This window comes from Streptomyces sp. NPDC059455 (assembly GCF_042750115.1).
Taxonomy (GTDB): domain Bacteria; phylum Actinomycetota; class Actinomycetes; order Streptomycetales; family Streptomycetaceae; genus Streptomyces; species Streptomyces endocoffeicus.
In genome coordinates, this window is the sequence record NZ_JBHYVB010000047.1 from 27,365 (window position 1) to 50,139 (window position 22,775).

At 71.0% G+C, this 22,775-nt stretch carries 20 protein-coding genes; 6 read left to right on the forward strand and 14 right to left on the reverse strand.

What is annotated here, in order from left to right:
* The coding region (locus ACFXB5_RS19005; protein ID WP_385209063.1) for an ABC transporter permease at positions 1 to 489 on the reverse strand (489 nt) is incomplete at its 3' end.
* Positions 490 to 699: 210 nt separating this feature from the next.
* On the opposite strand from ACFXB5_RS19005, the gene ACFXB5_RS19010 reads away from it, so the two are divergent.
* Together ACFXB5_RS19010 and ACFXB5_RS19015 are read left to right on the forward strand one after the other, a co-directional pair.
* Positions 700 to 1,950, forward strand: coding sequence for a sensor histidine kinase (locus ACFXB5_RS19010; RefSeq protein WP_385209065.1), 1,251 nt, complete (start codon positions 700 to 702; stop codon positions 1,948 to 1,950).
* Complete coding sequence (locus ACFXB5_RS19015) at positions 1,943 to 2,668, forward strand: response regulator (protein WP_385209067.1); 726 nt, start codon at positions 1,943 to 1,945, stop codon at positions 2,666 to 2,668. The genes ACFXB5_RS19010 and ACFXB5_RS19015 overlap by 8 nt, the downstream gene beginning before the upstream one ends.
* Positions 2,669 to 2,700: 32 nt before the next feature.
* Here ACFXB5_RS19015 and ACFXB5_RS19020 read toward each other — a convergent pair whose 3' ends face one another.
* On the reverse strand, positions 2,701 to 3,657 hold the full coding sequence (locus ACFXB5_RS19020; RefSeq protein ID WP_385209070.1) for a LysR family transcriptional regulator: 957 nt from the start codon (positions 3,655 to 3,657) through the stop codon (positions 2,701 to 2,703).
* Between the two features lie 205 nt (positions 3,658 to 3,862).
* On the opposite strand from ACFXB5_RS19020, the gene ACFXB5_RS19025 reads away from it, so the two are divergent.
* Positions 3,863 to 4,558 (forward strand): type 1 glutamine amidotransferase domain-containing protein, encoded by a 696-nt coding sequence (locus tag ACFXB5_RS19025; protein ID WP_385209072.1) that lies wholly within the window; start codon positions 3,863 to 3,865, stop codon positions 4,556 to 4,558.
* A gap of 70 nt (positions 4,559 to 4,628) precedes the next feature.
* Here ACFXB5_RS19025 and ACFXB5_RS19030 read toward each other — a convergent pair whose 3' ends face one another.
* Both ACFXB5_RS19030 and ACFXB5_RS19035 read right to left on the reverse strand, forming a co-directional pair.
* Positions 4,629 to 6,707, reverse strand: coding sequence for a tetratricopeptide repeat protein (locus ACFXB5_RS19030; RefSeq protein WP_385209075.1), 2,079 nt, complete (start codon positions 6,705 to 6,707; stop codon positions 4,629 to 4,631).
* Positions 6,708 to 6,877: 170 nt separating this feature from the next.
* Entirely contained in the window at positions 6,878 to 7,909 is a 1,032-nt protein-coding gene (locus ACFXB5_RS19035) for a LacI family DNA-binding transcriptional regulator (protein ID WP_385209078.1), read from the reverse strand.
* Between the two features lie 240 nt (positions 7,910 to 8,149).
* Here ACFXB5_RS19035 and ACFXB5_RS19040 point away from each other — a divergent pair, with 240 nt between their 5' ends.
* Together ACFXB5_RS19040 and ACFXB5_RS19045 are read left to right on the forward strand one after the other, a co-directional pair.
* Complete coding sequence (locus ACFXB5_RS19040; RefSeq protein ID WP_385209081.1) at positions 8,150 to 8,932, forward strand: TIM barrel protein; 783 nt, start codon at positions 8,150 to 8,152, stop codon at positions 8,930 to 8,932.
* 67 nt (positions 8,933 to 8,999) lie between these two features.
* Complete coding sequence (locus ACFXB5_RS19045) at positions 9,000 to 10,022, forward strand: Gfo/Idh/MocA family oxidoreductase (protein ID WP_385209083.1); 1,023 nt, start codon at positions 9,000 to 9,002, stop codon at positions 10,020 to 10,022.
* A gap of 4 nt (positions 10,023 to 10,026) precedes the next feature.
* Here ACFXB5_RS19045 and ACFXB5_RS19050 read toward each other — a convergent pair whose 3' ends face one another.
* From ACFXB5_RS19050 to ACFXB5_RS19090, 9 genes are read right to left on the reverse strand one after another with little or no spacing between them, the layout of a single operon-like run.
* Positions 10,027 to 10,770: a class I SAM-dependent methyltransferase gene (locus tag ACFXB5_RS19050; RefSeq protein WP_385209086.1), complete on the reverse strand. Its 744-nt coding sequence runs from the start codon at positions 10,768 to 10,770 to the stop codon at positions 10,027 to 10,029.
* Positions 10,771 to 10,787: 17 nt separating this feature from the next.
* Positions 10,788 to 12,041, reverse strand: a complete 1,254-nt coding sequence (locus tag ACFXB5_RS19055) for an MFS transporter (protein ID WP_385209089.1) — start codon at positions 12,039 to 12,041, stop codon at positions 10,788 to 10,790.
* Entirely contained in the window at positions 12,038 to 12,529 is a 492-nt protein-coding gene (locus ACFXB5_RS19060; protein WP_385209091.1) for a pyridoxamine 5'-phosphate oxidase family protein, read from the reverse strand. The genes ACFXB5_RS19055 and ACFXB5_RS19060 overlap by 4 nt, the downstream gene beginning before the upstream one ends.
* The gene (locus ACFXB5_RS19065; RefSeq protein ID WP_385209094.1) at positions 12,526 to 13,746 is read right to left on the reverse strand and encodes a PLP-dependent aminotransferase family protein; all 1,221 of its coding nucleotides are present in this window, start codon (positions 13,744 to 13,746) and stop codon (positions 12,526 to 12,528) included. Before ACFXB5_RS19065 ends, ACFXB5_RS19060 begins: the two co-directional genes overlap by 4 nt.
* Positions 13,743 to 15,500, reverse strand: coding sequence for an AMP-binding protein (locus ACFXB5_RS19070; protein ID WP_385209096.1), 1,758 nt, complete (start codon positions 15,498 to 15,500; stop codon positions 13,743 to 13,745). The genes ACFXB5_RS19065 and ACFXB5_RS19070 overlap by 4 nt, the downstream gene beginning before the upstream one ends.
* Positions 15,484 to 16,878, reverse strand: a complete 1,395-nt coding sequence (locus tag ACFXB5_RS19075) for a condensation domain-containing protein (protein ID WP_385209099.1) — start codon at positions 16,876 to 16,878, stop codon at positions 15,484 to 15,486. The genes ACFXB5_RS19070 and ACFXB5_RS19075 overlap by 17 nt, the downstream gene beginning before the upstream one ends.
* A complete protein-coding gene (locus ACFXB5_RS19080) occupies positions 16,875 to 17,939 on the reverse strand; it encodes an LLM class flavin-dependent oxidoreductase (protein ID WP_385209101.1) in 1,065 nt (354 codons plus the stop codon). Before ACFXB5_RS19080 ends, ACFXB5_RS19075 begins: the two co-directional genes overlap by 4 nt.
* A 4-nt stretch (positions 17,940 to 17,943) precedes the next feature.
* Complete coding sequence (locus ACFXB5_RS19085; RefSeq protein ID WP_385209104.1) at positions 17,944 to 18,657, reverse strand: class II aldolase/adducin family protein; 714 nt, start codon at positions 18,655 to 18,657, stop codon at positions 17,944 to 17,946.
* Positions 18,658 to 18,666: 9 nt separating this feature from the next.
* Positions 18,667 to 19,998 (reverse strand): SUMF1/EgtB/PvdO family nonheme iron enzyme, encoded by a 1,332-nt coding sequence (locus ACFXB5_RS19090; RefSeq protein WP_385209107.1) that lies wholly within the window; start codon positions 19,996 to 19,998, stop codon positions 18,667 to 18,669.
* 745 nt (positions 19,999 to 20,743) lie between these two features.
* On the opposite strand from ACFXB5_RS19090, the gene ACFXB5_RS19095 reads away from it, so the two are divergent.
* On the forward strand, positions 20,744 to 21,841 hold the full coding sequence (locus ACFXB5_RS19095) for a LacI family DNA-binding transcriptional regulator (protein ID WP_385209110.1): 1,098 nt from the start codon (positions 20,744 to 20,746) through the stop codon (positions 21,839 to 21,841).
* Here ACFXB5_RS19095 and ACFXB5_RS19100 read toward each other — a convergent pair.
* Positions 21,835 to 22,773, reverse strand: coding sequence for a carbohydrate ABC transporter permease (locus ACFXB5_RS19100; RefSeq protein WP_385209113.1), 939 nt, complete (start codon positions 22,771 to 22,773; stop codon positions 21,835 to 21,837). The two genes, ACFXB5_RS19095 and ACFXB5_RS19100, sit on opposite strands and share 7 nt — an antisense overlap.
* Between the last annotated feature and the right edge of the window lie 2 nt (positions 22,774 to 22,775).

Below are 22,775 nucleotides of genomic sequence, written 5' to 3' on the forward strand. Positions count from 1 at the left end.
GGCCACGACGACGCGCACCCGGGCGCCCACCCGGTACCCGGCCCGCTCGGCGGTCCGCCGGTCGACGGCGATCTCCGCGGCGCCGCGGGGGCCACGGCCCTCGGCGAGCGGATAACGGACGTCCTCGCCGCTGCCATCGGGCACGTAGTTGACGCCCGCGGCCTGGTTCAGATCGCCCACCAGAGTGCCGTCGGAGCCGACGAGGAAGGAGTGGCCCTCCACCACACCGCGCGCCGCGGCCGCCGAAGGCAGCGCGCGCAGCCGCCGCAGCAGCGTGTCATCGAGCCGGTGTGGGACGGCGGGGTCCGCGGTGATGGAGACGGAGGCATCGGGCTGGGAGTTGGACTGTGCGCGGTTCACGGCCGCTCGGACGGAGTCGCCGTAGAGCAGCGAACCGGTCACGAAGGCCACACCGAGTACGACGGCGAGGGCGGGCATCGCGAAACGGAGCCGATGGGATCGGAGGGTGCGCAGGGCGGTGCGGAACATCGACGGCCTTCGGAAGGGTTGGCGGGCAAGGGTCGGCAGGGGCGTGGCGCATCAGGCCTGAGCGCTCTCCGGTCGCCCCGGATACCATCCTTCGTGCGGACGTGGCGCGGCGGATCCACCGGAATGCCGAAGCGGTCCGCGCTACTTCCCCGGTTTCCTCGGCCGAAAGTCTGATGTGGCGACGGCGGCCGGACCGTAGCGTGACCTGCCATGATCCCCGAGTTCCGGTCCCGTTTCCGCTTCCGGCACCTCCGGCAGGGCCTGGTCGGCGCCGCTCTGGTCGTCCTCGTGGTCCTGGAGGGGCTGAACGCGCCGCGTCCGGCGATGGCCGCGGCGACGATGGTGTCCGGAGTGCTGTGCCTGGCCACGCTCGCCGTGCCGGAACGCCTCTTCGCGCGCTACGCCCTCGGCGCGTCGGCCGTCTCGTGCGTGCTGACCGTGACGGAGGCGCAGTTGTCCGCGCGTCCCCCGAACACCCCGGGCATGGTGGAACTGGGTGCGCTGCTGCTGCTCAGCACCCGCGCCGTGCGGCGCTGTCCGCCGCTGCCGGCGGCCGGGCTGGTCGCGGCGTCCTCCCTCGCCGCCGTGGTCATTCCGCTGCGGATCGAGCTGTGGGACGACTTCCTCAAGAACCTGATCGCCGTCATCGCGGTCTGTGTCGTGCCGTTCATGGTGGCGGTGGGGCTGTGTCTGCGTCTGTACGACACACTGCGGGAGCGGGAGCGGGAGACCTTCCGGCAGGCCCAACGACTTGAGCACGCGCGGGAGTTGCACGACTTCGTGGCCCACCACGTCACCGCGATCGTCGCGCAGACCAAAGCCGCGCGCTTCACGGCCGCGGCCGGACACACCCAGTCCCCGGAGGACCTGGACCGGATGCTCGCCCAGATCGAGCGGGCCGGATCCCAGGCGCTCGGTTCGATGCGGGCCATGGTCACCAGCCTGCGGGACCACGCCACCGCCTCCGCCACGACCCGGCCCACGGGCGATCCGGCGGGTCCGCACAGGCTGCGCGGGCCGCGTGATCTGCGTGCCCTCACCGAGGAGTTCTCCGCGGTGGGGCCGGCCGCCGAACTGATCCTCGCCCCTGAACTCGCCGACCGGCCGCTGCCGCCCGGCATCGCCACCACGGTCCACCGCGTGGTGCAGGAGTCCCTGACCAACGTCCGCAAACACGCCACCGGGGTCGGCCGGGTGGAGGTGCGGATCGGTGTGCGGCCCGGCGATCCGGAGCGGCTGGAGGTGTCGGTCGTCGACGACGGGCAGGGTGGCGCCTCGCCCGCCGCCGAGCGGTCGGCCGAGGGGAGTGGCTACGGTCTGGTGGGGCTCGCCGAGCGGGCCGAGGAGGTCAACGGGCACATCACGTCAGGGCCACGGGACGGCGGCGGCTGGCACGTCGTGGCGGTCCTGCCGCTGGACAAGACGGCCACGGAGGAGACGATCGCCTGCGATCATGCGTGACATGACGATCCAGGTACTCATCGCCGACGACCAGGAGATGGTCCGTGCCGCCTTCCGCATGATTCTCGACTCCCAGCCGGACATGCGGGTCGTCGCCCAGGCGGCGAACGGCGCGGAGGCGGTGGAGCAGGCCCGCCGCGTGCGGCCCGATGTGTGCCTCCTCGACATCCGCATGCCCGAGCTGGACGGTCTGGAGGCCACCCGGCTCCTCGCCGGGCCCGATGTGCCGGATCCCCTCAACGTCCTCATCGCCACCACGTTCGACCTCGACGAATACGTCTACCGGGCGCTGCGCAACGGCGCGTGCGGCTTTCTGCTCAAGGACGGCGCACCCGGTCTGCTCACCGAGGCGGTACGGGCCGCGGCGTCGGGCAACTCGCTGATCTCCCCGTCGGTGACCGTCCGCCTGCTCGCGCACATGGCACCCCACCGCGACCGGCCGGCCCCCTCCGAGACCCGTCCGGCCCGCCGGGGGAGGAGCGGGCCCGAGGATCTGATCGAGCCGCTGACCCAGCGCGAGGTCGAGGTGGTCCGGCGGGTCGCCCGTGGCCGTACCAATGAGGAGGTGGCCGCGGATCTCCATGTCACCCTGTCCACCGTCAAGACCCACCTCGGCAACGTCCAGCGCAAGCTGGCCGCCCGCAACCGCGTCGAGATCGCGGCCTGGGCCTGGGAGTACGGCATGGTGGACGAGTCCTCGCCGAACGGCGGACGCTGAACCGCCCGATGGGTGTCCCCGGCGTGTGCGCGCTACCAGCCGCGGGCGGCGCGCTGAAGCCGCTCCCGGACCCGGGCGACGTCCGGGTTGGCGTCGGCGCCCGGCCGCTGTACGAGGAAGAGCGTGTTGAGCGGTGGCTCTTCGGGCTCATGGAGCAGGACGAGCCCGCCGGAGGTGAGTTCGTCCTGGCACAGATAACGGGGGAGCACGCTGTAACCGGCGCCCGCGGCGACCGCCGACACGGCCCCGCGCAGATCCGGCACGGTCACCGCGGCCTGGGCGGTGAGCCGCTTGCCGAAGACACTGCGCCAGTACCGGCGGGCGATGGGGAGGTCCTCCGCGTAGGTGATCAGCGGTACGTCACGGACGGCCGCACACGGCCCGTCGGCCGCCAGCCGCTCCCCGATGCGCCGGGCCCAGCCGGGCGAGGCGACCAGCACATAGTCCTCGTCCGTCAGCGGGAGCGAGGTCAGTGTGCGGCCGCCGGGGCGTCTGGTGGCGATCACGAGGTCGTGGTGTCCCGCGCGCAGCGCCTCCAGCAGCGGATCGGTCAGCCCCATCGTGATCCGCAGCCGCGCCCCCTCGGCCACCAGCGGGGCGAGTGCGGGCAGGGCGCGGGCGCACAGCAACTCCGCGGGCCCGGCCAGGTGGACGGGGGTGGTGCGGCCGGTGAGTACGGTGTTCCGGCCGCCGAGGGAGGCGAGGGCGTCGAGTGGCCCGGCGATGTGTCCGGCCAGGTCATGGGCGAGGTGGGTGGGCTCCGCACCGCGCGGGAGCCGGGTGAACAACGCGCGTCCGGTCTGCTGCTCCAGGGCGCGGATCTGGGCGGTGACGGTCGGCTGGGAGAGTCCGAGCAGCGGCGCCGCGGCGGTGAACGAGCCGGAGCGGTAGACGGCCAGGAAGGTGCGCAGCAGATTCAGATCGGCATGTTGCGGGGGCACCCCGCCGCCGATGACGATGTCGCCGTCCTGGTGTGTTCCGTCCGCCATGCGGCCCAGCATAGAGAGGTGCCCGGCACCTCCTTCCATCGGAAACCCGATGCCGTCGATCGACTGATCTATTGGCATTCCGATGCCCAGTGGATCTACCTTCGAGCACGCCGCCAGGACGGCGGCGCCACATCGGGGCGGCGACCACGCCCCAGGAGAATCCAGCGATCACACGCACCGCACGTGATCGCATCGAGGAGTGAGCATGGCGAAGATCCTGTTCGTGATGACCGGTGCCGACCAGTGGACACTGGCCGACGGTACGAAGCACCCCACCGGCTACTGGGCCGACGAGGCCGTGGTCCCTTATGAGGCGCTCAAGGCCGCGGGCCACGAGATCACCGTGGCCACCCCCGGCGGCGTGGTCCCGCCCGTGGACTCCGCCAGCCTCAGCCCCGAGGCCAACGGCGGCCCGGAGAACGCCGCCAGGGTCAGGAGCGTCACCGAGACCGCGGCGGAGTTCCGCGCCCCCATCGCGCTGAGCGACGTAACGCTGGACGAATACGACGCCGTCCATGTGCCCGGTGGCCACGGCCCCATGGAGGACCTCGCGGTCAACGCGGACTCGGGCAAGATCCTCACCCTCGCGGTGCGCGGCGGCATGCCGGTGAGCGTGGTCTGCCACGGCCCGGCGGCGCTGTTGGCGGCGGTCACGGAGGATGGCACCCACGCGTACGCGGGCTACCGGATCACGGCCTTCACCAATGAGGAGGAGAAGCTGGCCGGCAACGCCGACAAGGCCAAGTGGCTCCTGCAGGACCGGCTGACCGAGGCGGGCCTGACGGTGCGGGTCGGCGACCCGTTCGCCCCGCATGTGGAAGTCGACCGCAATGTCATCACCGGCCAGAACCCGGCCTCCTCCGGCCCGCTCGCCGAAGAGCTGCTCAAGAAGCTCGGCTGACCTCTCATCCCTCTTCCCCGTCCACCGCACCGGTGGACGGGCCGTCGACAGCGGGGTCGCCCCTACTGGCTCAGCCGCCCATTTCCTCGGACGCCCGGCCGCGCACCGCCCTGGCCTCGGCTGTCCGCGGATGGGCGCCGCCGAAGGCGCGCTCACAGGCTCGGATGGCGTCGTCGCGGAGACTTCGCACGTCGGCCCAGGTGAGTCTGTCCGGTCGAGTGGGGGTGACCGTGCGCTCCAGCCACTTCACCACCGGGGCCGGAAACATCCCGACGCCCCGGGTGCGCTGCCTGTCGCCTCGCTGGCGAGAGGCGACGATCTCGGCCGTCACCTCGGCATGCGCCAGGCGGATGAGCGCGTCCGTCTCCGGGCTGTCCTGGTCGAGCCGAAGCCGCGCGGCGCAGGGGATCACATCGTGCACCAGACCCAGTGCCTCTTCCCACCGATGTTGCCGCGCGACCGCTTGGGCTCGGTGCATCTGGGCGAGCATGCGTCTCGGATGCTCCGCCCCCTGGGTTCTCCAGAGCAGCCCTACGGCGGCTCGCAGCAGCCTCTCGCTCTCGGGGTACCGCCGCAGGCCGTAGAGAGCGTTGCCCAGGGCGTGCTGAACTCTGGCGGCGAAACCAAGCACGTCGCATTGGGTCTGGGAGAGATCTCGGGTGAACGGGCCTTCGGCGTCGTTGGTGAGAACGTCCCTCATGCTGGGACCGGTTCGCCCGGCCAGCGACAGCCCGTGTTCGGCGGCGTCCTTCTCCGCCTTGGCGAGGACCCGACGGAGCACGACTTCGGCTTCCCCGAAGTCCCCCCGTCCGCTGTGGAGTCGGCCGAGAGCGAGGTCGTCCTTGAGGTCGCCCTGGCCGCTCATCACCAGCTGGACGGCGAGGGGCAGCCCGTCTTCGTGGCGGCCGCGCGCCAGGTACGCGTCCCGCACTCGGCGCGCGGCCGCGATGGACCGTGCCGGATCGCCGTCGCGGCGCCACAGCAGGGCCAGTACGTGCGGCGTCAGGAGGGACAGGCCGGAGTCGTCCGGGGGTGCCGCCACGGCGTGATCCAGAAGCGCCCCCGCATACGTGCACAGGCGGGCACGTTCGTCGGGCGTTTCGCATGCGGCGTCCATCGGCGTTGCGGCGCCCGCCCTGATGCAGGGCACCATGGGTTCGCCGGGTTCCCCGGATGCCGTGACGGGCTCGACGGTGAACTGACTTATCTCATCTGCCACCCGGTCAGCGGAGAGCTCGGGTATGCCGACTGCCGAGATTGCCGTGGGGGAGAGCACATACAGCGGCAGCGGTGCGTCCGCGAAGCATGACAAGAGGTGCCGGAGCGACAATGGCGTTCCGCTCCGGTGGGAGCCGGGAAGGGCATCCCGGTCCGAAGAGGGAAGCGCTGCCCGGCTGAGTGGGGCAGACGGCGCCTGGGGCGGTGGCAGGTGCCGTATCACGGCGACCGCGGCCGCCGCGGCATGGGCGGCGGCGCGAGGCTGGTGCTCGGTGTCGGCCTCCGCGTATTTATTGCCATCGGCCATGTCACTGATGCCACGGACGGTCAGGGCCTCGACATGACCGATCTGGGCGGCGTGCGCCATTCCGGCGCTCTCCATCTCGATGGCCACGGCGTCGTTGTAGTGCGTCCGCAGCTGCTGGCGCAGTACGGAGGTGGCGGAGTTGAGCACGACGTCGCCGGCCGCGATGGGCTTGAAGTGCACGCGTGGGTGCCGCTGCCCATCGGTGTCACCAGGCGCCGGCTCCGTGTGCCACGACCGGCCACGCAGTGCGTGCCGGGCCGACTGCACCAGCGCATGTGAACCGGCCCACCCCTCCGGACGCGCCAGGAATCCTTCGGGGGCGTCCTTGCCGCCGTGAACGGAATGCACCCGAGTGGCGACGACGACATCACCGAGTGCCAGGTCGTCTTTGAGCGCGCCCGCCACTCCCACGAACAGGAGCGCTCTGGGCGAGAAGAGCTGGCGGGCCTGCTCGGTGACGACGGCGGCCGAGTCATTGCCCTCTCCGACCTCCGCCAGCGCCGTCCGCCACGCGGTCCCGGCGAGCGTGCCCACTTCGAAGACGGTGCCGGTCTCATGGCGGACGAAGTCCCGATTTCTGAGGTACGCCCGCACCGCCTCATACTCCAGGCCCAGTGCAGTCAAGATCACTACTGTGTCGCTCAACCGCGCTCTCTCCAGTGATCGAGGGACATTCCCGGGCACTCTATCGCCGTGTCGCCGCGGCGTCCCGGGCACAGTGGGGCCCGGCCACCCGTACCTGGGCACGTACCCGACTTCTGAGGGCAGCGGTGAAACGGCCCGGTCCTCGCGCCTCAGACGGGGGCGGGCCCGGCCGTGGTGCCCCGGATGACGAGATGGGGGGCGACCACGGCCTCCCCGTCGGGGATCGGCTCTCCCTCCAGGCGGGCGATGGCCCGCCCGACGGCGAGTTCGGCGAGGCGGGGGATGTCCTGCCCGACGGTGGTGAGGTTGATATGGGCCAGGCGCGCCAAGTGGCTGTCGTCGAAGCCTATGACGGAGACCTCGTCGGGGACGGGGACCCGGGCGCGGAGGAGCGTGTCCAGGACGCCGGTGGCGGAGCGGTCGTTGAAGGCGAGGACGGCCGTGGGCCGGGGAGTGGCGTCGAGGAGGGCGCGGGCGCCCGCGGCGCCGTCCTCCTCGGTGAGACCGCCGGGCAGGACGCGGACGCGGTCGGCCAGGCCGTGGCGGCTCATGGCGGTGCGATAGCCACGGCGCCGGTCGGCGGCGCCGGGTGCCCGGCCACCGTCGATATGGGCGATGTCGCGGTGGCCGAGGGCCACCAGGTGGTCCACGGCCTGGCGGGCGCCCTCGTCATCGGCGGTCCGCACCACCTCCACCCCCGGGGCGGACCCCCGCAGCCGCCGGGCCACGGAGACCACCGGGAGCTGTGCGGCGAGTTCGGCCAGCCGCGCGGCCGGGGCCTGCGGGCCGAGCAGGATCAGGGCCTCGCAGCGGTCGGCGAGCAGAGTGTCGGTGGCCCGCTGCTCACCACGCCCGGCGGCCACGGCGCTCAGCGCGATCTGGTACCCGGCGGGTTCGGCCACCGCGTAGACGCCCTCCAGCAGATCGGAGTGGAAGGGGTGCTGGAGGCCGAACTGCACCCCGAGGAGATGGGACCGGTGGCTGCGCAGCAGCCGGGCCCGGGCGTCCGGCCGGTAGCCGATCTCCTGTGCCGCCTGGAGGACCCGCTCACGGGTGGCGGCACCGGCGCCCTTGGCGTCCCGCATCACGATGGAGACCAGCGCCGTGGACACGCCTGCCCGCGCCGCCACGTCCGCGAGGGTCGGGCGCTTCCCATGGGGGACGGCCGGCGTCGGTGGCACCACTGGTCTCCCTGGTCGAGGTGTCGTCTTCGGTCGGGGTTTCGTTTCCGGGCGCGACGATCGTAGCCCAGGGCCCGGCCCACGCGCCCTCACCTCTGTAACGTTCTAGTGATTCCGCCGTCCGCCCTTGACAGGGATGGATGGTGGCTGGCGTACTGCTGCTCATTCCCCTAGAACGTTCTAGTGACTGGAACGTTCTAGTCCGCGTTGCCGGGGCCGGAGAGAGAGCGAGCAGTGGCGATGTACACATTGGCGGTCTGCGCCGAGATGGTCTTCCTGGATCTGCCGATCCAGGAACGGGCGCGGCGCATCCACGACGCCGGTTTCCAGGTCGAGATCTGGGACTGGAGCCGACACGATACGACCGCCCTCGAGCGGACCGGTGCGGTGTTCTCCTCCATGACCGGTTACCTCCGCGGCAGCCTGACGGACGAGGACGGGGCGGCCGAACTCCTGCGCACCGCCGAGGAGTCGGTCAAGGTGGCCGAGCGGCTCGGCTGCCCCCGGCTGAATCTGCACGGCACCGGGCTGGACGGCGACGGCCTGCCGGTGGCACCGGTGGCGGGCGAGGCCACCGGACCGATGTGGATCGCCGCCCACCGCACCCTCACCCGCCTCGCCGAGCTGGGCGAGCGCACCGGGGTCACCTTCACCCTGGAGAACCTCAACACCGCCGTGGACCACCCCGGTGTGCCGTTCGCGACGGCCGCCGACACTCTGGCCCTGGTCGAGGCCGTGGACCGGCCGGGGTTGCGGATGAACCTGGACCTGTACCACGCGCAGATCGGCGAGGGAAACCTCATCGAGCTGGTTCGCCGGGCCCACGGCCGGGGCCTGATCGGCGAGATCCAGGTGGCCGACGTACCCGGCCGCCGCGAGCCCGGAACGGGAGAGATCAACTACCCGGCCCTCGCCCGGACCCTCGCCGATCTCGGCTACGAGGGCACCGTCGCCATGGAGGCGTGGGCCTCCGGCGACAGCGACCTCGCTCTGGAGCGCTTCCGCTCCGCCTTCAGCCGCTGAAGCGCGCGCCCGCGAGGCCGTCGCCCTCATCGCACGCCGCCACCCACAGACCCCATGGAGCATCCGTATGACCACATCACACCCCCTCCCCATCGGCCTCATCGGCGCCGGACGCATGGGCTCCTTCCACGCCGAGACCCTCGCCCGCCGTCTCCCCGGCGTCCGTCTGGCCGCCATCGCCGATCCGGCCCCCGGTGCCGCGCAGGGGCTCGGCGACCGGCTGGGCGGCGCCACGGCGTACACCGAGATAGCCGAGCTGCTCGCCGACCCCGGGGTCGAGGCGGTGGTCATCGCCACCCCGGCCCGTACCCACGCCGGGCTGGTCGAGGCCGCGGCGCGGGCGGGCAAGGCCGTCTACTGCGAGAAGCCCATGGCCGTCACCCTCGAGGAGGCGGACCGCGCCATCGCGGCCGCGGCCGACGCCGGTGTCCCCCTCCAGGTGGGCTTCAACCGCCGCTATGACCCGGGCTTCCACGCCGCCCACGAGAAGGTCCGCGCGGGCGCCATCGGGACCCCGCAGCTGCTGCGTTCGCTCACCCGCGACCCCGAGCTGGCCGATCCGGGCCGTATCCCGCCGTGGACGATCTTCCTGGAGACCCTGATCCACGACTTCGACACCCTGCGCCACCTCAACCCCGGCGCCGCGCCGGTCGAGGTCTTCGCGTTCGCCGACGCCCTGGTCCGCCCCGACTTCAAGGAGCGCGGACTGCTCGACACCGCCGTGGTCACCATCCGCTTCGACAACGGCGCCCTCGCCACCGCCGAGGCGAACTTCCAGGCGGTGTACGGGTACGACGTGCGCGGTGAGGTCTTCGGCTCGGCGGGGATGCTCACCATGGGCGACATCCGCCGCGGCCATCTGACCGCCTACGGACCGGACGGCAGCGCCGCCGAATGCGTCACCTACGACCAGGAACTCTTCCACGACGCCTACGTGGCCGAACTCGCCGACTTCGCCGAGTGTGTGCACACCGGCCGCGCCCCCTCCGTCACCGGACAGGACGCCCGCGCCGCCCTGTCCGTCGCGCTCGCGGCCATCGAGTCGGTCACCACCAACCGACCCGTCCGGGTCGGCGACACCGTGGCGTAGGCCCTCACACCGCCTCGGCGGGCTTCCGGTAGACCACGACATACCCGCCCTCCGCGGTGAAGGGCGCCCGCGACCAGCCGTCCCAGCGCCCTTCCAGCCGGAGGCCCGCCAGCCGCGCCATCAGGTCCAGCTCGGTGGGCCACGCGTAGCGGAACACCATGGGGTACAGCTTCGTCCCGCCCTCGGTGATGGCGACGTACTGCCGGTTGACCGTCTGCGTCACCCGGTCGAACTTCGAGACCCGCAGGACCACCTGGTCGAGTGCCACATGAAGGGCGTCGCTGGCCTGCGGCTGGATCAGCCGGTGCGGATCGGGGACGAACAGCTGGAGGACGAAGGCGCCGCCGGGGGCCAGCCGCGCGGCCACGTTCTGGAAGCAGCGGATCTGGGTCTCCTGGTCGCGCAGCAGGAAGAACGTGTGCTGGACGGCGTAGACGAGGTCGAACGTCCCGTCGACGGCGGCCTCCGCGAAGTCGCCCTGGACGGCCCGCACCTGTGCGCCGCCGGGCTTGTCGGCCATCTGCTGGAGCATGACGGGGGAGGCGTCGATGCCGGTGACCCGCACCCCCCGCTCCGCCAGCGGCAGGGCGACCCGCCCGGTGCCCACCCCGAGCTCCAGCGCATGGCCGGGCTTGGCCACGTCCACGAGGAACCCCACCGCCGCGTCCTCGTCCTTCGCGGCCGGCCAGCCGATGGCGTCGTGGTCGGTCATGTGGTCGCCGTAGGTCGACGATTCGTATCCCTGCACGTGCGCACTCCTTAAGGCTATGCGACTCGGCGCGGGCCCAGCAGGCCCTTGGCGGCGAACGGAACGAGAACGAGGGTGAGTGCCGCGGAGAGCAGCAGTCCGCCGCGCGCACCGAGCGCGCTCACCAGCGGGCCGCTGAGCGGCAGGCCGATCGGGGCCGCCAGCGTCGAGCCGGTGGTCCAGAGCGTGATCACCGGCTGCTGCTCATGGGGCGGGAGCTCCGACTGCACAAAGGTGTAGGCGATGGGTGTGAACGGGGCGTAGATGAATCCGCCCAGGGCGAAGGCGCACATCGCGACCGGCCCGGAGGGGGCGAGGGCGAGAAGCACCACCGAACCGCCCCACAGCGCGATGACCGCCACCAGGACGGCCTGCTGGTGCAGTTTCCGCAGGAAACCGGTGAGCGCCCCGCCGAGCAGCGCCCCGGCGCCGAAGGCGGTCCAGATGATGCCCAGTGTGTTTCCGTCCCCGTGGAGATCTCCGTTGACCAGCACGGGAAGCGCCACTTCCACCGGCATATAGGACAGATTGAAGAAGAAGACCACGAAGAACAGGCGGGCGGCCACGGGACGCAGCCGCAGGATCCGCCACCCGGACTCCGTCGACCGCTCCGCCCGGGGCGTTCTCGGCTGTGGCGGCACGACGAGCGCGACGGCCCCGAACAGCAAGAGGAAGCTGAGTGCTTCGAGGAGGACGGCCACGTCCGCTCCGAACGCGACCGTGACCGCGCCACCGACCGCCGGCCCTACGACGTAGAGCGCCAGGCTGTTGGCGAAGCCCAGCAGTCCGTTGACGGTGAAGAGCTCGTCCTTCCCGGCCATACCGGTGGCGACGAGGCGCCGGCTGCTGGACGCCGTCTGATGCAGGACGGACCCGAGGAGCAGCGCCACCACCAGGAACCGGATGTCGATCCGGTCGGCCATGGCGGCGAGGCCCACCAAGGTGAAGAGGACGGTGCGCAGCGCGCTGTCGGTGATGACCACGGCCCGGGTGGGCAGTCGCAGCCGTCCCAGGCCGATGCTGAGGGCGAGAACGGTCGACAGCACATACGGTGCGGTCATCACCAGGCCGACCGCAACGGGGGCGGAGAGCTGCCCGTGGTGGCGTATGGCCAGCAGCGGCAGGGCGATCAGCAGGATGCCGTCGCCCACGCTGGAGATCACATAACCGGCGAGCAGTACGGCCAGGCGCGGGTTCCCGGTCAGCACCCGGCGGTAGGACCGGTGGCCGGCGGCCCCGTCCGCCGTCTCGTCCGTGGTGTCCGTGCTCATGGGCGGTCCATTCGCGCTTCGCCGGGCGGGCGGAAGGACAGGTCCGCGATCCACAGGGTGTCGGGCACCAGCAGGGCCCAGCGGGTGCCCCGGGCGGACGGGTCGCCGCGCAGGCTGAACCGGGCGTCCCACAGCTCCTCCCGCTCGCCCAGGTACCGGGTGAGCTTGCGGCGGCCCCGGTCCGTGTCGAAGTTCACCACCCGGCCGTGGCCACGGGCGATGACCTGGTGAACGGTGCCGGTCGCGAGGTCGCACGAGTCCACCACGAGTTCGAAGACCGGGGCGCGGTCCAGTCGCTCCTCCAGCCGGGCCCAGGGGCCCGTGAGCACCCAGAAGGCGTGGTCCTCCCACAGGAACCACACGGGCCGTACCCGTGGGCCCTCGGTGGCCAGCCGGGCCACCAGGGGCCGGGCCAGGAACGCGTCCACGTCGAACGGGGCCTTGTCGAGGCCCGCGAAGATTCCGTCGTCGTCCCTGGTGAGCTTCATGAGCGGGGCCCCTTGCGCAGGGTCCGCCACGCCCGTTCCAGCCGGGCGACGCCTTCGACGATGTCCTCGGCACGGGTGCAGGAGAAGGACAGCCGGAGGGTGGACGGGTCGGGCCCGGTCGCGTAGAAATCGGTCCCCGGTACGAAGGAGACACCTTCCTCGACCGCGGCGGCAAGCAGTTCGGTGGCGTCGGCGCCCCCGGGAAGCCTCGCCCAGACGAAGAAGCCACCGTGGGGCACCTCGAACTCCAAAGCCCCCTCGAAGGAGTCGGCCAGGGCACTCACCAGTGCGTCGCGGCGCTTGCGATAGAGATGACGGGCGCGCTCCAGCCGGGTGGCCAGAAAGCCGGGCTCCTGGACGAGCTCATGCACCACCTGCTGCATCAGAAGCGAATTCCCCAGGTCGGCCGCCTGTTTGAACTTCATCAGCACATCGGTGAGAAACGGTGGGACGATCAGATGGCCCAGGCGCGCCGCGGGGAAGAGCACCTTGGAGAAGGTACCCATCCGTACGGCGCCGGCCACGGCGGAGGTCGCGGCGGTCGGCCGGGGCGCGACGGTGTCGTAGCCGAGATCCCGGTACGGGTCGTCCTCGACGAGGACGCAGCCGTACCGCTGGGCGAGGGCGGCCAGACCGCGCCGGTGCGCGGTGTCCAGGGTGGCGCCCGTCGGATTGGCGAAGGTGGGTACCACATAGATGATTTTGGCCCGTTCCTCCACCGACAGCGCCGCTTCGAGCCGGCCGAGGCCCTCGTCCGACCCCAGGGGAACGTCCACCACCCGGGCCTGGAAGAGACGGAAGACCTGCAGCGCTCCCACATAGCTGGGCCGGTCCACGAAGACCACGTCGCCGGGATCGAGCAGCGCCTTGCACAGCAGGTCGAGGCCCTGCTGTGAGCCATGGGTGAGAAGCACCTGCCCCTCGTCGACCGGACGGCCGAGCTCGGCGGACTCCCGGGCCGCGATCCACGACCGGAGCTCGGGCAGCCCGCTCGCGTCGCCGTACCGCAGCGGCAGGCCGCCCTGGCTCAGCAGGCGGGTGGTGGCGTCGGTGAACTCCTGGTGGCAGTAGGTCTCCGGCGCCGGGCTGCCGGCCGCCAGAGCGATCACATCGTGGCCCTCGGTCAGCCGGAGCACGGCGCCGACGGCGGAGTCCGCGAGCTGGTTCGTACGGCTCGCCAGAGCCGGAAGCCTGCTGGGCGCGTCCGTGAAGGTCACCGGGGCTCCTCCCCGCCGTCGCTCGCGGCCGTACAGATCCGGCGCGGGGTCCGCTGACGGAAGATGAGGGTGTAGGGGATGTCGATGCCGTGGCGTTCCAGGAGGGACTGCCGTACCCGGGCGACGCCCATGGAGTCTCCGCCCAAGCCGAAGAAGTCGTCGTGGGCGCCGATGTCCGCGCGGCCGAGGACTTCCCGGAAGACGTCGATGACCTGCTGCTCGGTCTCGTCCCGCGCCGTGGCCCGACGACCGCGGAACACGATGTCCGCCGTGGGTTCCGGGAGCCGGCCGCGGTCCACCTTCCCGCTGGACAGCAGCGGCAGGGAGGTGAGACGCACCAGGACGCCGGGCACCATCTGAGGGGGCAACCGCCGGGCGACCGCGTCGATCACCTCATCGGGGGCCGGCCGGTCGTCGTCCGCGACCAGATACCCCACCAGCCGTGGCCGCTCCCCGCCATGGACACGGATCGCGGCCGCGGCCCCGGTGACCCCGGGCGAGGCGAGCAGCGCGGCCTCGACGGCCGCGAGGTCGACGCGGACACCGCCGACCTTCGGGTCGTCGTTCAGCCGGCGGACGAATTCCACCCGCCCCTTCTCATCGACGCGCACCAGATCACCGGTGCGGTACAGGCGCCGCCCGCCGCCGTGGAACGGATCGGGTACGAAGCGCCGTGCGGTCTGTTCCGGATCGCCGAGGTAGCCGCGGGCCAGTCCGATACCGCCGATGAACAGCTCCCCGACCTCCCCGTCGGGCGCCGGGGCCAGTGCGTCGTCGAGCACATGGACCCGGGTACCGCGGATCGGACGGCCCACGGAGGGGAGACGTCCGGTGGAACCCTCGGAGGGGTCGAGCCGGGCCGCGAGGCGGACGCTGGACGCCTCGGTGACACCGTAGGAGTTGACGACCTCGAAGGGCAGCCCGCGGGGCCAGACCCGCAACTGCTCACCGCCCGTCACCAGCAGGCGCAGCGGGCAGTCCGAAGGCCAGGGGACGCCGAAGAGCCGTTCCGCGAGCCCGGTCACCACGATGCTCCAGGTCACCCCCTGGTCCAGCAGCCAGTCACGGAGCGCCCCCGGCTCGCGGACGGCGCCTTCCTCGGAGACGGTGATGGCGGCGCCCGCGGTCAGCGGAGTCCACAACTCCCATCGTGAGATGGCGAATCCGGGGGAGGCCAGCCAACCGCTGCGGTCCTCGGGGCGGATCGAGAAGGCGTCATGGGACCACAGCGCCTCGTTCACGATGCCCGCGTGCGTGATGGCCACCGCCTTGGGACTGCCGGTCGAGCCCGAGGTGAAGTAGACGCAGGCGACGGCGCCGTCCTCGCCCTCCGGAGCCGGGGGCAGACCGTCGAGTGGCTGGCCCACGGGGGGATCCGCGACCTCGCCGATGGTCAGTCCCGGACCCACTGTCAATCGCACCCCGGCGATCCGCAGCATGTCCGCGATCCGGGCCGGGGGCAGATCCGTCGCCAGTGGCACGCAGACGCCACCGGCCTTCCACACGGCGAGCGCGGCGATCACGTGCTCGGCGGAGCGTGGCGCGCTGACCCCGATGGTCATGTCGCGGGCCGCCCCCCGTGCCACCAGGGCTTGGGCCAAGTCCTCGGCGCGCCGGTCGAGTTGGCGGTAGCTGAGGACGGTGTCGCCCTCGATCAGCGCCGACCGGTCCGGCCACCGTAGTGCGGCGTCGCGCACCAGGTCGTGGGTGCGGGCCGGACGGCCGTGTCCGGGCGGGTCAGCGGCCGCTGTCATGCCACACCTCTCCGATCCGCGTCTGGGGGTCCTTGAGCATGTGTTCCAGGTTCTGGCAGTGGCGGTCGATGTAGCGCTGAGCGCCGCTCGGGGTGAAGGCCGCGCGGTTGTACGTCATCTCGCCGTCCAGCCCGGTCGGGCCGGCGTAGAGGGTGGGCACCACGTTCTGGCCGTAGACATGCGCGTACCGATCGCCGTCCAGCTCGATGGGATAACAGGTCTCCCTGGTGAACTCGAAGGGACGGACCTCGGCGTCGCCGATGCGCTCCGGCGGGCCCAGGTCGGCGTTGAGGACGCTGCCGCGCACCCACACGTGGTACAGCGCCCTCGCCGGCCAGGGCCGTCTGGCCGTGAACTCCGGGTCGATCGCGTCGGCGATGCGCAGATACGGCAACTGGTTGTCGTAGGCGTCGAGGGCGGTGTCCCTGACGTGTTCCAGCAGCTCGCCGAAGGTGTGCTCGGGGCGCACCTCGATCGGCAGCAGCACCAGATCGGCGAAGTGCCCGACCGTATGCGGATCCGGTTTGAGCTCCAGACGGGTCAGCGTGGATCCGACGACGACGCGCCGCGCCCCGCAGAGGTCCGCGAGGGCGGCCACATAGGCCGCGACATGGATCAGATAGGGGGTGACGCCCGCCCGGCCGCGGAGCCCGGCGAGGGCCTCCGCATCGGCCTCGGCCCGGAACGGCGTCGTCTCCCGCAGGAAGACCGGCGGTGGGGCCGCGGGGTAGTCGGTGCGGACGTCGAGCGGGGCGGGCAGGGGGCTGAGCACCCGGCGCCAGTGCTCCAGACGCCGGTCGGCGTCCGCGGGCGGCCGGGCGGCCCGCCGCACGAAGTCGCGGTACTGCTCCTGCCGTGCCGGAGGGGCGATCCCCTCGTACGCCTCGGCCAGGTGCCGGACGACCAGCTGCACCGAGGGGGCGTCCAGCATCAGATGGGCGGCGGACAGGATCAGCACATGCTCCGTCGGGGAGCGGCGCACCAGCGTCGCCCGCCACAGCGGGCCCCGGACATAGTCGAAGACGCGGTGCTCCTCGGCACCGGCCACCAGCTCGCAGTAGGTGTCCTGATCCTCCGGTCGCACGCCGGAGAGATCCACCAGGGCGAGGAGGGGCCGGTGCGAGTCCTCCGCGTCCTGGACATGGGTGCGGGGTGCGGTGCCCAGGTCGCTGAGGCTGGTGCGCAGCGCCTCGTGCCGTCGGCGGACATCGGCCAGCGCCCGTTCGAGCCGCCCGCTGTCCAGGGGGCCGCGCAACGCGAACGCCAGACAGACATTGGTCCTGGTCATCGCCGCGTTGTCCGGGTTCATGAAGCGCATGCTCTCCCAGATCCACTCCTGTTGCGGACTGAGCGGAACCGGATCGCCGGACGCGGTCATGCGCCCTCCATGAGCTCGGGCAGCACTCGCTCCCCGAGCAGCCGCACCGCCCGCATGGCCTCGGTGTGCGAGACGGACCCGAACCGCAGCTGCAGGCTCAGTTCGGCACCGGGGTAGAGCTTGCCGATGCGGCGGATGGTGGCGGCGGTCTCGGCCACCCCGCCCACGATGATGTTGTCGGCGGCCATCAGACCGGCCACCGTGGTCGTGCGAGCCGCCTGTTCCATGCGCTCATAGCCCTGGTACTGGTCCGATGTGATGCCGCGCCAACTCCCGTAAGCCTCAAGCTGTTTGGCCCGATACGCGGCGTAGTGCTCCTCGGCTCGCGCCACCGCCTCGTCCTGGCTCTCCGCCACATAGCAGTGGTAGCTGACATGCAGACGGAAGTCGGGGGAGTGGCCGTGCTCCATCCGGGTGGCGCGGTACAGATCGAGAAGCCCGGTGAGCTTCTCATGGCTGGCCACCACCGGGATGATCATGAGGTGGTACCCCTTGGACGCGGCCCAGGTGAAGGTCTCCGGGGAGGTGGTGGCGGCGATGAACACCGGTGGCCGGGGCCGCTGCGCGGGGCGGGGCAGCATCGCGGGCAGCGGGCCGAAGCGGTGGAAGCGGCCCTCCCAGCGGAAGCCCTCGTCCGTCCACAGCCGCTCGACGGCCTCGACGTTCTCCTCCAGCAGAGCCCGGCTGTCGGCCATGTCCACCTCGAACGCCTCGAACTCCGAGGGCAGGAACGCCCGGCCGAACCCGGCGTCGAGGCGGCCGTGGGAGAGGTTGTCAAGGACCGACAGCGAGGCGGCCAGCTTGATGGGGTGGGTGAACGCGGGGGTGACCGCCCCGGTCACCAGCCGTACGCGGGTGGTGCGCCGGGCGATGGCCGACAGCAGCGCCACCGGGTCCGGGCTGTATCCGCCCCACTCGTGGAAGTGGTGCTCGACCAGCTTCACATGGCTGAAGGAGAGCCGGTCGGCCAGCTCGCTGAGCTCGATGATCTCGTCGTAGAACCGCTCGGCCGGCATCTCGCCGGGGCCCACGGTGGGCAGGAAGTTGAGCCCGACCTTCATGGTGTCACTTCCCGCGTCGGCAGGTCGTCTCGTACAGATTCCGGTACTGCCGGTCGGCGAATTCGAGCCTGGCCAGCGCGCGTCCGGTCTCCAGGGCCGTCTCGTGCGGGATCAGCCGCGGTGTGCCGACGGCCTCGGCCATCAGCTGGGACGCGGCGGCCCGCTCCATCACGATGAACAGCCAGATCGCCTCGCCCAGGGAGCGGCCCCCGGCCAGGAAGCCATGATTCTGCATGATCACGGCAGTGCCGTCGCCCATGGCCTCGATGACCTCCTTGCCCTCCTGGCGCGCGTTGACCAGACCGGTGAACCGGTCGTACAGGCCGTGCCGCCGGTAGAGGACGCAGGCGTCCTGAGTGATCGGATCGAGCAGTCGGCCCAGGGACGACCAGGTCTTGCCGTACATCGAGTGGGTATGGGCGAAGGCCACCAGGTCCGGCCGGTTGCGATGCAGTTCACCATGGAGCGGGTCCACCGAGGGATTGAGCTCGCCCGAGCCCTCCAGGACGGTGCCCCGCGCCCCGACGAGGAGCAGATCGTCGACCCTCACATGGTGGAAGTCCAGACCGAAGGGATTGACCCAGTAGGCATCCGGGTCCTCCGGGTCGCGCACGCTCACATGGCCCGCGATGCCCTCGCTGTAGCCCAGCTCCGCGAGCAGATGGATCCCCTCTACCAGAGACTGCCGCAGCACATCGCGCTCGCCTCGGTCCGGCATGGTGCGTCCTCACTTTCCAGAAGCGTCGTATACGCAGCGAAAGCCGACTTCGTTGTGCCGGTCGGTGAGCAGGTCCTTACCTCGGTAGAAGGTCGACAGGCAGACCGGAGGCGAGGTCCACGTCCCGCCGCGCAGCACATGGAAAGCCTCGGGACGGTTCATGAATTCCTGCCCCGAACGCCCCTTGAAGAAGGGGGCCATATCGGCCCGGGTGAAGAAATTGGTGCGGGTGAGCTCCCAGACGTTCCCCGCCATGTTGAGGACGCCGTAGGGGCTCGCGCCGGCCGGATGGGAGTCGGCCGCAACCACCGGGCGCTCGGGCCAGGAGACGGTGGTGGTGACGAGCAGCTCCTCCAGTTCCGCGAGATTCCGGATGTCATCGCGGCCGTATGCCGTGAAGACGCTTTGTGCCTTGTCATTGCTCCATTCGTCGCCCCATGGGTAGATCCGGCCGTCGGTTCCGCGGGCGGCCTTCTCCCATTCGTTCTCCGAGGGCAGCCGGCCTCCGGCCCAGCGGGCGAAAGCGTAGGCGTCGTACCAGTCGACCCCGACCACCGGGGAGTCCGGCCCGTTGAACCGAGGATCGAGCCAGTGCGCCGGGGTGTAGTCCTTGCCGTCGGGCTCATCGGGGTGGGCGAACTCCCTGGAGCCACCCACCGCGCCGAGGAATTCCGCGTACCGGGCGTTGGTCACCGTGGTCCGGTCGATGTAATACGCGGGAAGTTCCTCGACGCGCAGCGGATTGTCGGTGTTGTCCATCTGGAAGGGGCCGATGTCGTTCACCCGGGCCCCGGCGATGAAGGGCCCGGCCGGAATCAGTACGGCATCGCGCAGGTCCGGTTCGCGTCTGGCGGAGTCCACCGTGGCCCGCAGCCGGGCGAAGTGGCGGTCCTCCAGCTCGCGGAGCTCGTCCGGATCGGTGGAGTCGAAGAAGTCGAGCAGGGCGCGCTTGGTGAAGGCGGCACCGCAGCCCACGGGTTTGCGGGCGTAGGCGGGCTTGGTGAAGTTGCTGGGCCAGCCGGAGATGCGGATCATGTGGGCCACCGCCTCCGGGACCCGGTGCTCTCCGGCGACCTTGATAGCGGTGAAGGCCACCCAGTCGACGTCGTCGTGGATCGCTTCGGTGATCGCCGCCCGTGCCTCGGGCGCGTCGACGAACCGGGCGGCGAGGGTCTCCACGGCGAGGCGCCTGACGTTCCAGTCCCGGTGCCCGACCGCCCACTCGGCCAGTTCCTTGAGCGAGAGGTCGCCGTCGGCGGCATCGGTCAGCGCCTTTTCTATCCGCTGGATCCGATCGCGATACTCCTGGCCCTGAAGGGAGTTTATCGATTCCTCGTTCAAGAGTCCGTGCAGCATTGTCCCACCCACCCTCGTACACTGCCCTGACAGGGTGCCGGGCGAATACGAAGATCCGCCCGGCGCCCCTTACCTATCGGTCACGACGATTACCACTTCGTCGCGGCCTCGCCCGCCTCGCGGGAAGCCAGGAAGTCCTCGGCTGTCATCCTCAGTCACCTCCATTCGCTCGCCGGTGGGAGTTTTCCAAGCCACGCGCACAGCGTGGCCACTCATGGGCGCCCGAGGGCGCGGTGACGAGAAGGTCTCCCGTTTCAAAGATTCCTGAGAGAGATGCGTACCGGCCGCGACAGCACCGGGCCGGGGGTCTTGTCAGTGACAGGCGCCGTGGGTCAGCGGCGCACCATGGTCATCTGCATCTTCGAATGAGTCCGAGGGGATCGGACACCCAGGAAATCAGCGGCACTACACTTCCTCCGTTGCGTGACGTCCAGCATCCGCTCGGGGAGTCGCATGTACACCTCACGGCACTATAGGGATCCGTCACCTCGGTCACAACGGATGCGAGCCAAAAGCCTTTCGGCTTTATGTAATCTTGGTGTTCAAGCTGAAATGAGTATTCCATTCCGGTTGTGTTTCGATCTTCGCGTCGGCCCGCGGTCGCCGTCCGTGCGGCACCCGGCTCCCGAGGGACACCCCTCTCCCGAGGGGGCGGCCACCGCCTGAGGGGACGGGGCCCGCGGTGTGCCCGGCGGTGCGGCCCGCCACCGGCACGCTCTAGGATCGGTCGGTGACCGCCGTGAAACAGCAGACCAGCAGGGACCAAGCGGCACCGGGGCGGAAGCGCTCGGACGGTGCCGGCCGGAGCGCCACCGTCAAGGATGTGGCGACGCTCGCCGGGGTCTCCCCGAAGACCGTGTCGAATGTGATCAACGGCTTTGTGCATGTGTCCCCGGCGACCCGGGAGCGGGTCCAGCGGGCCATCCGGGAGCTCGGCTACCGGCCCAACCGGGTGGCCCGCAACCTCCGCCGAGGCAGCACCGGCATGATCGGGCTGGTCCTGCCCGAGCTGGACGTCCCGTACTTCGCCGAGCTGGGACGCCACTTTCTCACCACGGCCGAGGAACACGGCCGCACCCTGCTGATCGAGCAGACCCTGGGCGACCGCGAGCGGGAGGCGGCGGTGATCCACGGCCTCGGCGACCAGGTCGTGGACGGCATGGTGGTGAGCCCGCTCGCGCTGCACGGCAGCGCGCTGGCGAACCACCTCGGCACCGTGCCGCTCGTGCTCATCGGCGAACGCCCCAGCGGCGGCCTCGCCGACCATGTGGTGATCGACAACGTGGCCGCCGCCAAGGAGGCCGTGGCCCATCTGGTGGCCGGCGGGCGCCGCCGGATCGCCGCCATCGGCCTCCAGCCCGAGCCGTACATCGGCACCCCGCTGCTGCGCAGGACCGGCTACCGCCAGGCCCTGGAGGAGGCCGGGCTGCCGCTGGACCCCCTCCTGGAGCGCGAGACCCCCCGCTACCACCTGGCCGAGGGCGCCCGGGCGATGGCGGCGCTGCTGGACCGGCCCGAACCGCCGGACGCCGTGTTCTGCTTCAACGACGCGCTAGCCCTCGGCGCGCTGCGGACCCTGTACGAGCGCGGACTGCGGGTGCCGGACGACATGGCCGTGATGGGCTTCGACGACATCGAGGCCGCGCGCTACAGCACACCGAGCCTGAGCACCGTGGCACCGGACAAGAGCGCCATCGCCCGGCACGCCGTCGATCTGCTGCTGGCGCGGATCGAGACACCGGACCGTCCGGCCCAGGAGGTCGTCGTCGGCCACACCCTGCACACCCGCGAGTCCACCGAGGGCGGTATCGCCACTGTCGCTCACTGACCTCCCAGACCCGTGGTGGCCACCGACTTCACGATCTGACGCTGGAACAGCATGAAGACGATGAGCAGCGGGATGGAGCCGAGGATCGAGGCGGCCGACTCCTGGGCGTTCCGGAGCCCGGTGGAGTCCTTCACGGTCGACAGCCCCACCGGCAGCGTCATCAGCTGCGGATCGCTCGTGCTGATGAACGGCCAGAGGAAGTTGTTCCAGGTGTTGATGAAGACGAAGATGGCCACGGCCGCGAGGATCGGCCGGGACAGCGGCAGCACCACGCTCCAGAACACCCGGAAGCTGCCCGCGCCGTCGATCCGGGCCGCCTCCTCCAGCTCACGCGGAATGCCGTCGAAGAACTTCTTCAGGATGAACACCATCGCGGGCGCCACCACCTGCGGCAGGATCACCGCCGCATAGGTGTCCACGAGGTTCATCGCGAGCATCTGCCGGAACAGCGGCACGATCAGGATCTGCGGCGGCACCATGATCGAGGCGACGGTGACGGCGAAGAGCACCCGGCGGCCGCGGAAGAGCGTCCGCGAGAACGCGTACGCCGCCATCGCCGAGATGGCCACGGTGATGGCCGTGACGCACACGGCGATCACCACGCTGTTCACCGCCCACACCGGCAGATTGCCCTGGCCGAAGATGGTCCGGTAGGCGTCGAGGGTGAAGCCCGCCTTGGGGATCCAGTCGGCGCCCGACGCGCTCGCGTCGACCTCCGTCTTGAACGAGGCGTCCACCCCCCAGCCGAACGGCACCAACCAGACCACCGTCATCAGCGCGAGCGCCAGCAGCGTCAGCACACGGGGGAGGGGGCCCGTCCCGAGCGAGGGGTGCCAGACATGGCCGCCGTAGCGGCGCCGCCGGACCACCTCCCGGGGCATGGTCGAGCGGGGCTTTCCGGGGGTACGGGGGGAGAGTGTCTCGGTGGTCATGG